The 5814-nt window shown below is 59.5% G+C and carries 5 protein-coding genes; all 5 read left to right on the top strand.

Features of this window, described 5'->3' with window-relative positions:
• Positions 1-124: 124 nt before the first annotated feature.
• Complete coding sequence (locus ACW9HW_RS28425; RefSeq protein WP_095193204.1) at positions 125-1033, top strand: carbohydrate ABC transporter permease; 909 nt, start codon at positions 125-127, stop codon at positions 1031-1033.
• Positions 1026-1871: a carbohydrate ABC transporter permease gene (locus ACW9HW_RS28420; protein ID WP_095193205.1), complete on the top strand. Its 846-nt coding sequence runs from the start codon at positions 1026-1028 to the stop codon at positions 1869-1871. Before ACW9HW_RS28425 ends, ACW9HW_RS28420 begins: the two co-directional genes overlap by 8 nt.
• A gap of 4 nt (positions 1872-1875) precedes the next feature.
• The gene (locus ACW9HW_RS28415) at positions 1876-3036 is read left to right on the top strand and encodes an ABC transporter ATP-binding protein (protein ID WP_095193206.1); all 1161 of its coding nucleotides are present in this window, start codon (positions 1876-1878) and stop codon (positions 3034-3036) included.
• A 226-nt stretch (positions 3037-3262) separates the two neighbouring features.
• The gene (locus tag ACW9HW_RS28410; protein ID WP_095193207.1) at positions 3263-4609 is read left to right on the top strand and encodes a carbohydrate porin; all 1347 of its coding nucleotides are present in this window, start codon (positions 3263-3265) and stop codon (positions 4607-4609) included.
• Positions 4610-4860: 251 nt separating this feature from the next.
• A complete protein-coding gene (locus tag ACW9HW_RS28405; protein WP_457402641.1) occupies positions 4861-5715 on the top strand; it encodes a D-hexose-6-phosphate mutarotase in 855 nt (284 codons plus the stop codon).
• The last annotated feature ends 99 nt before the right edge of the window (positions 5716-5814 follow it).

The following is a 5814-nucleotide window of genomic DNA, read 5'->3' as shown; positions in this document are numbered from 1 at the left end:
CGAGCTTGTTGGTGAGTGTGGTTGGACATTAAAAAAAATTTTCGACTGATACACCGCTTTCGCGAGCGGGCTCGCTCCCACAAGGGATCACTCCGATCCTTACATCTAAACCTGGATTATCCCGATGAGCTCTGTGGCGGTTTTCAGCAAAGCCTCACCGTTCGATGCGCTGCAACGCTGGTTACCCAAATTGGTACTGGCGCCGAGCATGCTGGTCGTGTTGGTTGGCTTCTACGGTTACATCATCTGGACGTTCATTCTGTCCTTCACCAATTCCAGCTTCATGCCGAGCTACAAGTGGGTCGGCCTGCAGCAATACATGCGCCTGATGGACAACGATCGCTGGTGGGTCGCGAGCAAGAACCTCGCGCTGTTCGGCGGCATGTTCATCGGTATCAGCCTGGTGCTGGGGGTGTTCCTCGCGGTGCTGCTGGACCAGCGCATCCGCAAGGAAGGCTTCATCCGCACCATCTACCTGTACCCGATGGCGCTGTCGATGATCGTCACCGGTACCGCGTGGAAATGGCTGCTCAACCCAGGCCTGGGCCTGGACAAGATGTTGCGTGACTGGGGCTGGGAAGGCTTTCGTCTCGACTGGCTGGTGGACCAGGATCGCGTGGTGTACTGCCTGGTGATCGCCGCTGTCTGGCAAGCCTCCGGGTTTGTGATGGCGATGTTCCTGGCAGGCCTGCGCGGTGTCGATCAGTCGATCATCCGTGCCGCGCAAGTCGACGGTGCGAGCCTCCCGACCATCTACCTGAAGATCGTATTGCCGAGCCTGCGCCCGGTGTTCTTCAGTGCCTTCATGATCCTCGCGCACATCGCGATCAAGAGCTTCGACCTGGTGGCGGCGATGACCGCCGGCGGTCCTGGCTACTCGTCCGACCTGCCGGCGATGTTCATGTATTCCTTCACCTTCAGCCGTGGCCAGATGGGCATCGGTTCGGCCAGCGCCATGCTGATGCTCGGTGCCGTGCTGACCATCCTCGTGCCGTACCTGTACTCCGAGCTGCGAGGCAAACGCCATGACTAATCAACTCGGCAAACCGGGCATCAGCTTCAGCCGTATCGCGATTTACGCCACGCTGCTTTTGGCCGCTGCGGTGTACCTGATCCCGCTGGTGGTGATGTTGCTGACCAGCTTCAAATCCCCGGAAGACATCCGCACCGGCAACCTGTTGAGCTGGCCGGCCGTGATCGACGGCATTGGCTGGATCAAGGCCTGGGACGTGGTCGGCGGCTACTTCTGGAACTCGGTGAAAATCACCGTGCCGGCGGTTTTGATCTCGACCTTCATCGGTGCCATGAACGGTTACGTGCTGTCGATGTGGCGCTTCCGTGGTTCGCAGCTGTTCTTCGGTCTGTTGCTGTTCGGCTGCTTCCTGCCGTTCCAGACCGTGCTGCTGCCGGCCTCGTTCACCCTCGGCAAGTTCGGCCTGGCCAATACCACCACGGGCCTGGTGCTGGTGCACGTGGTCTACGGCCTGGCGTTCACCACGCTGTTCTTCCGCAACTACTACGTGAGCATTCCGGATGCGCTGGTCAAGGCTGCGCGGCTCGATGGCGCGGGCTTCTTCACGATCTTCTGGAAGATCCTGCTGCCGATGTCGATCCCGATCGTGATGGTCTGCCTGATCTGGCAGTTCACCCAGATCTGGAACGACTTCCTGTTCGGCGTGGTGTTCGCCAGCGGTGACGCACAGCCAATCACCGTGGCCCTGAACAACCTGGTCAACACCAGCACCGGGGCCAAGGAATACAACGTTGATATGGCCGCCGCGATGATCGCCGGGCTGCCGACACTGCTGGTCTACATATTCGCTGGCAAGTATTTCCTGCGTGGGCTGACGTCCGGCGCGGTCAAGGGGTAGAAACATGGCAACTCTCGAATTACGCAACGTCAACAAGACCTACGGCGCCGGTTTGCCGGACACCCTGAAGAACATCGAACTGAAGATCGATGACGGGGAATTCCTGATCCTGGTCGGTCCGTCCGGCTGCGGCAAATCCACCTTGATGAACTGCATCGCCGGCCTGGAAACCATCAGCGGCGGCGCGATCCTGGTGGACGACGCCGACATCAGTGGCATGAGCCCGAAGGATCGCGACATCGCCATGGTGTTCCAGTCCTACGCGCTGTACCCGACCATGAGCGTGCGCGACAACATCGCCTTCGGCCTGAAGATTCGCAAAATGCCGACCGCCGACATCGATGAAGAAGTCGCGCGGGTTTCCAAACTGTTGCAGATCGAACACCTGCTCAATCGCAAGCCCGGCCAGCTCTCCGGTGGCCAGCAACAGCGCGTGGCGATGGGCCGTGCGTTGGCGCGGCGGCCGAAGATCTACCTGTTCGACGAACCGCTGTCCAACCTCGACGCCAAGCTGCGGGTCGAGATGCGCACCGAAATGAAACTGATGCACCAGCGCCTGAAAACCACCACGGTCTACGTGACCCACGACCAGATCGAAGCCATGACCCTGGGGGACAAGGTGGCGGTGATGAAGGACGGGATCATTCAGCAGTTCGGTACGCCGAAGGACATCTACAACAACCCGGCCAACCTGTTCGTGGCGAGCTTCATCGGTTCGCCGCCGATGAACTTCATCCCGCTGCGCCTGCAGCGCAAGGACGGTCGTCTGCTGGCGCTGCTCGACAGCGGCCAGGCCCGTTGCGAGTTGCCGCTGGGCATGCAGGACGCCGGTCTCGAAGATCGTGAAGTGATCCTTGGCATGCGCCCGGAGCAGATCGTCCTGGCCAACGGCGAGGCCAACGGTTTGCCGACCATTCGCGCCGAAGTCCAGGTCACCGAACCGACCGGGCCCGACACCCTGGTCTTCGTCAATCTCAACGACACCAAGGTCTGCTGTCGCCTGGCGCCTGATGTTGCGCCAGCGGTGGGCGAGACCCTGACCCTGCAATTCGATCCATCGAAAGTGCTGCTGTTCGATGCCAAGACCGGCGAACGCCTGGGGGCTGCCGGCCTGCCGAAAACCGAGAGCCACGCTGCCAACGTCGCTCAATTCAAAGGCCGCTGAAGATCAAAAATTGTGGGTGATTCCCCTGTGGGAGCGAGCCTTCTCGCGAAAACGGTCTGAACATCCCACACAGATGTCGTCTTCCACACCACCTTTGCGAGCAAGCTCCCTCCCACAAGGGGCATCTTTCACAGGGGGGATATGCGGTGAGCGGCCTGTCGCTCTTCGCAACCGATGTAACCGCGTTAAACAAAAAAGTTAATAACAATAAGACGAGGATGTAGGGATGAAGAAGAACAATAACGCTCAGCTTATCTGCCAGTTATCAGCCGTTGCGGCCATGATGCTGGCCGGTAGTGTGCACGCGGCTGACGCGTTTAGCGCCGATTCCGAATGGATGACGGGTGATTGGGGTGGCGAACGGACCCGGCTGATCGAGCAAGGCATCGACATCAAGATGGACTATGTCGGTGAAGTGGGCGGCAACCTCCATGGCGGGTTCAACGATGACAAGACCGCTCGCTACAGTGATCAGTTTGGCCTGGGCGCGGCGCTGGACCTGGAAAAGCTGTTCGGCTGGGATAACACCCAGGCCAAGATCCAGCTCACCAACCGTAACGGTGAAAACATCTCCAATGACCGTGTCGGCGATCCGCGTGCCGGCACCTTGAGTTCCTCCCAGGAAGTCTACGGCCGTGGCCATATGGTCCGTCTGACCCAGTTGTGGATCAAGCATCAGTTCTTCGACAACAAACTGGACATCAAGGCCGGTTACTTCGGTGAAGGCGAAGACTTCAACAGCTTCCCTTGCGAGTTCCAGAACCTGGCGTTCTGCGGTTCCCAGGTGGGTAACTGGGCGACCAACATCTGGTACAACTGGCCGGTCAGCCAGGCCGCTATCCGCCTGAAATGGAACATCTCGCCTGAGTTTTATGCGCAGATCGGCGCATACAACCAGAACCCGACGCAACTGGAACACGGTAACGGTTTCAAGCTCAGCGGCAGTGGTACCGAGGGCACCGTCCTGCCGGTGGAACTGGTCTGGTTGCCTAACCCTGGCAACCTGCCGGGCGAATACCGTGTCGGTTACTACAAAAGCACGGCCAGCGCCGATGACGTTCGTGAAGACGACAATGGCAATGACGCTGCAACCAGCGGCAATGCCTATCGCAGCCACAGCAGCAAGCACGGCTACTGGTTCGTTGCCCAGCAACAGCTGACCACCCACAACGGTGACGCTTCCCGTGGCCTGAACATCGCCGCCAACGCCACTTTCCACGACAAGGACACCAACATCGTCGACAACTACCAGTCGCTGATGTTCGTGTACAAGGGGCCGTTCGATGCGCGTCCAAAAGATGACCTCGGTATCGGTTTCTCCCGTATCCATGTCAACGATGACGTGAAGAAAAACGCCGAGCTGGTGAACGCCGCCAATGGTGTCACCGACTACAACGATCCCCTGTTCTCGCCCCTGCGTGACACCGAGTACAACTACGAACTCAACTACGGCTTCCACGTCACCAACTGGCTGACCGTGCGTCCCAACCTGCAATACATCACTCATCCGGGCGGTGTGGATGAAGTCGACAACGCGCTGGTGGCCGGCCTGAAAATTCAGTCGGTGTTCTGACGCGGTTGCGATAAGCTCCTCTCTATGTGCGCATTTTGCGGACAGCCATGGCTGTCCGCTTTTTTTTGGGGAAAGCCAAAGCACACCTGTGGCGAGGGGATTTATCCCCGTTGGACTGCGCAGCAGTCCCGTTTTTTGGGGTCGCTTCGCAACCCAACGGGGATAAATCCCCTCGCCACAAAGGCTTTGGCCACAGCGGTTCGCTGAACACAAGAAGATGAATACACCCATGATTTTCAGGACCGTGGCACATGCTTGAGCATCCGCTCCAACGCTTCTTCAAATCCTTGCGCGAACGACCGGTGTTTGCGTGGGAGCGCTATCAGAAGCGCGATGTCTTGGTGATTGATCATCTGCTGTGTCAGGCGGTGTTCAGTCGCCAGGGCGCGCAGTTGCTGCACTTTCAGCCCCGGGGCCAGAAACCCTGGCTGTGGTGTGCGGCGAAGTGGCCGCAGGTCGGGGCCATTCGCGGTGGCGTGCCGGTGTGTTGGCCGTGGTATGGCCGTCATCCGAGTGAAAATGCCTGGCCGTCCCATGGCTGGGCACGCTTGCTGGACTGGAAACTGCTCGACAGCAGTAGCGACGATGATGGCGTGCGTCTGCATTGGCGGCTGGAGTTGTGCGATTGGCAAGTGGACCTGCACGCGCACCTCGGTGAGCGCATGGACCTGCGCCTGAGCACCGAGCATCACGACAGCCTGCCCTGCCAATTGAGCCAGGCGTTGCACGCCTACTGGCGTATTGGTGACGTTGGTGAGGTAGCGCTGTCTGGCCTCGACGGCGCGCAAGGTTACGACCAGTTGAACCGGCAGATGTGTCAGCAGGAAGGCGAACTACGGGTTGATGGAGGATGTCAGCGGGTGTTCCAGCATGACGGCGAACTGCAGCTCAACGACCACGCCTGGCAGCGGGCGTTGTGCATCGATACCGGTGATACGGCGGACACGGTGGTCTGGCACCCGGGCTCGCGGCCGTTGTTGGGGGTGAGCTGGAATGAGATATCGGAATTTGTCTGTGTGGAAGCAGCGAGCGGCGGCACTGACAGTTTGTGTCTCAAGCCGGGGGAGCGGGCGCATTTGAGTTTGCAGGCGCGGGTGGGCGCTTAGATTCGGGTTTTGCGGTGTTGGGGCGGCCGTCTTCGCGAGCAGGCTCGCTCCCACAATAGATCTTTACTGGACACAGTATGTGTGTTCAACGCAGGCCCA

It is taken from the genome of Pseudomonas sp. SDO5532_S415, assembly GCF_054071155.1.
The sequence above is the reverse complement of the archived record's forward strand: the minus strand, read 5'-3'. Positions and strand labels throughout refer to the sequence as shown.

Bases quoted from the DNA above. Each gene is read 5' to 3' on its own strand.
- ACW9HW_RS28425 (WP_095193204.1), top strand. From the start codon at position 125: ATGAGCTCTGTGGCGGTTTTCAGCAAAGCCTCACCGTTCGATGCGCTG.
- ACW9HW_RS28420 (WP_095193205.1), top strand. From the start codon at position 1,026: ATGACTAATCAACTCGGCAAACCGGGCATCAGCTTCAGCCGTATCGCG.
- ACW9HW_RS28415 (WP_095193206.1), top strand. From the start codon at position 1,876: ATGGCAACTCTCGAATTACGCAACGTCAACAAGACCTACGGCGCCGGT.
- ACW9HW_RS28410 (WP_095193207.1), top strand. From the start codon at position 3,263: ATGAAGAAGAACAATAACGCTCAGCTTATCTGCCAGTTATCAGCCGTT.
- ACW9HW_RS28405 (WP_457402641.1), top strand. From the start codon at position 4,861: ATGCTTGAGCATCCGCTCCAACGCTTCTTCAAATCCTTGCGCGAACGA.